The sequence below is a fragment of the Kitasatospora sp. NPDC056783 genome, from assembly GCF_042789895.1.
Taxonomy (GTDB): domain Bacteria; phylum Actinomycetota; class Actinomycetes; order Streptomycetales; family Streptomycetaceae; genus Kitasatospora.
In genome coordinates this window covers 1-2,373 of the sequence record NZ_JBHUAF010000643.1, presented here as the reverse complement: position 1 = coordinate 2,373, position 2,373 = coordinate 1, and the positions used below count along the sequence as shown (strand labels likewise).

Annotated in this window: 1 protein-coding gene and 1 pseudogene; one reads left to right on the top strand and one right to left on the bottom strand. The window is 66.8% G+C overall.

Features of this window, described 5'->3' with window-relative positions; all coding sequences use genetic code 11:
- The first annotated feature begins 709 nt into the window (after positions 1–709).
- Entirely contained in the window at positions 710–2,140 is a 1,431-nt protein-coding gene (ltrA, locus tag ACFRMQ_RS40180) for a group II intron reverse transcriptase/maturase (protein ID WP_380735856.1), read from the top strand.
- 130 nt (positions 2,141–2,270) lie between these two features.
- On the opposite strand, the pseudogene ACFRMQ_RS40175 reads toward ltrA, so the two are convergent.
- Positions 2,271–2,373 (bottom strand): annotated as a pseudogene (locus ACFRMQ_RS40175) (IS5/IS1182 family transposase); the annotation flags it as partial.

The window sequence follows — 2,373 nt, the reverse complement described above, 5'->3', positions numbered from 1 at the left end:
GCATGGCACGGTCACGCGGCCAGCAGGGTGCTCACAGCCACTGGTGGATCGCCGCGATGTGGACCGTGGCCTCGAACCGGACCGCGAGCTTGTCGTAGCGGGTGGGTGCGCCACGAGGCGCCATGGAGTCGAGTGAGGTGAGAGACCATCACCGCCGGGTTGTCGCAGCAACCCGGTTGAAGCTGGGGGCAGTTCGTCTCGGGGGATGCCGAGGCGGGCGGTAAGCAGCCCTGACGACGTCGGGACGGACTGGCACTGCCAGACGGTTCGGGTCCGGCTAGCGAGACGGGAAGGTGTACGCGAGGAACCAGTGCTTGACGCCCCGTAATTTCGACACCGGCTCCAACCTGGCGGATCTGGGCCGGATGCAGTGCACGACTGCCGGCGGGCTGGTGGTCGACTCCGAAGCCGAATCTACCTATCGGCGGGGAGGCCACGCCGAATGTCTGCGGCGTAGGTGTGGCGATGCTGCCGGGGTAGAGCTGGGCACCTCACCCGTCGATCGACTCCGTGGTGAACGTGGGAACTGTCTGCGGTCGCCCTCCGCGCCGGATCGCCAGTCCGGCCGAGGGCAGGCCCATCGCCGGCTGATGGCCGTCGGGCAGGGCGGAGGCTCCGTAGTACTCGGAGGCCGGGAGAGCCGGCCACATGGGGAAGGGGGCCAGCAAGTCGGCAGTGAGGACGCTGGAATGTCAGGAGGTTGTCGCCGGTGAATACCGACGAGCTGGAGTCTGCCCTGTTCGGGGCGGAGCTGCGGGTACTGAAGATCCAGACCAAGCTGCACCGTTGGGCAAACGATGATCCTCATCGCAGGTTCGACGATCTGTTCAACCTCGTGACCGACCCCGCCTTCCTCCTGATGGCGTGGAATCGGGTCCGGGGGAACAAGGGTGCCCGCACGGCCGGAGTGGACGGGAGGACCGCCCGTTCCGTCGAGGCCGGGCAGGGGGTCGAGGTCTTCCTCGACGGGCTGCGGTCTCAGCTGAGAGACGGCAGCTTCCGACCGGTTCCGGTACGCGAGCGGATGATCCCGAAGGCGAACGGCAAGCTCCGTCGTCTCGGTATTCCGACCGTGGCGGACCGGGTGGTCCAGGCGTCCTTGAAGCTGGTGCTGGAGCCGGTGTTCGAAGCGGATTTTCTCCCGTACTCGTACGGGTTCCGCCCGAACCGCCGGGCTCGGGACGCTGTCGCCGAGACCCGCTACCTCGCCAGTCACTCCTACGAGTGGGTGGTGGAGGGCGACATCACGGCGTGCTTCGACGAGATCTCGCACACGGCCCTGATGGACCGGGTCCGGGATCGGATCAAGGACAAGCGGATCCTGGCCTTGGTGAAGGCGTTCCTCAAGTCCGGGATCCTGTCCCGGGACGGAGCCCTCACCGACACCCGCACTGGTACCCCGCAGGGTGGGATCCTCTCGCCCCTGCTGGCCAACATCGCACTCTCGGTCCTGGACGAGCACATCGCCCAGGCCCCCGGAGGATCAAGCAGTACCTCCGAGGAACGGCGTCGCAGACGGCGGCGAGGACTGCCCAACTATCGGCTGGTCCGGTACGCGGACGACTTCCTCGTACTCGTCTCCGGCAGCCGTGAGCACGCCGAGCAACTGCGAGGGGACGTCGCGGAGGTGTTGAAACCGATAGGTCTTCGCCTGTCGGTGGAGAAGACGAGGATCACCCACATCGACGAGGGCTTCGACTTCCTCGGATGGCGCATCCAGCGCCACCGGAAGCGGGGCACCGACCGGCAGTACATCTACACCTACCCGGCCCGGAAGTCGTTGCGCTCCGTGACGGCCAAGGTGAAGGAACTGACCGGTCGACAGAACGTCGGCCTGCCGCTGACCGCCCTGCTGCACCGGCTGAACTTGGTGCTGCGGGGCTGGTGCGCGTACTTCCGTCCAGGGGTCTCGAACGTCGCCTTCTGCTACCTCAGTCACTACACGTGGATGCGGGTAGTTCGATGGATACGGCGCAAGCACCCCGGGATCACGTGGAAGCAGCTCCGCCGCCGCTTCTGCGACGGCGGCTGGTGGCCCACCACGGAGGAGGGAGAACTGTTCAATCCGGCGAAGGTAAGCACGACCAGATACCGATACCGGGGAACGATCATCCCGAGCCCGTGGCCCACTGCGGTATGAGTATCCGAATGACACCGAACGGGGCTTGTGGAGAGCCCGGTGCCCGGAGACGGGCACGCCGGGTTCGGGAGGCGGCTCGGGGAAACCCACTGGTGGAGACACCAGCAGGACGCCCCGAGTCGACCTCACCCACCGCCAGGTGCTGCTTGAGGCGACTGATCCCACACTCGACCGCGTGACGGGCCTTGTAGTCCTGCCGGTCGAAGGCCGGAGGGCGGCCACCCGCGTGACCA